Annotated in this window: 1 protein-coding gene; it reads right to left on the bottom strand. The window is 59.0% G+C overall.

Translation table 11 applies throughout. The features are described 5' to 3' along the window. A partial coding sequence (locus GSQ89_RS00030; RefSeq protein WP_254073008.1) for an ISAs1 family transposase occupies positions 1 to 595 on the bottom strand: 595 nt, incomplete at its 3' end. Between the last annotated feature and the right edge of the window lie 7 nt (positions 596 to 602).

The following is a 602-nucleotide window of genomic DNA, read 5'->3' as shown; positions in this document are numbered from 1 at the left end:
GGATGATTTTCTCCAGGTAATCTTGGTTCCAGCCCGCGCGTTTACGGCGGTTTTTCAAGCTGGTGATCGGTTTAGCCTGTGACAGCAGGTTCATGGCGGTATGTTTTACGATCGCCATGTTGGCGGGACCGTGGCCTGAGCGCAGGCGCGCGAGATCGTCGTGGAAGACGACGTCCAACACCCAATGCAGGCCATTCTCGATCCCCCAGTGACTGCGCACGACCCGAGCGAACGTATCCACGTCCAGTTTTTTCGAGCACAGGTAATAACGCCGCTCTGTCGCGACGCCGCCGCCTCGCTCTGTTTCGCTTTCGATCATGCCGATCGCGGCCAGACCAGGGAACTGGAACTCACCGGGATAACGGCGGTCGGAGAACAGCCAATCAACCTTGTGGCACATGGTATGGCGGCGGGTTTCGATGCGGCCGTGATCGCCATCGACGGTTTGGCAGCGTTGCAGTTTCAGCGCCGCTGGCGGGTCAGCGAAGACCTTCTCGACCTCGGCATACGTCGCCGGCCAGTTTTCCTTCAGCGACAAAACATAGTCCCCACCTCCCTCGATGATGGTTTGGGCGATCTCTTTCTGCGTTCCCATCGCATCG

The sequence above is a fragment of the Acidisphaera sp. S103 genome (genome assembly GCF_009765975.1).
In the GTDB taxonomy this organism is placed as follows: domain Bacteria; phylum Pseudomonadota; class Alphaproteobacteria; order Acetobacterales; family Acetobacteraceae; genus Rhodopila.
Note: the sequence above shows the minus strand (reverse complement) of the source record. Positions and strands in the feature narration are given on the sequence as shown.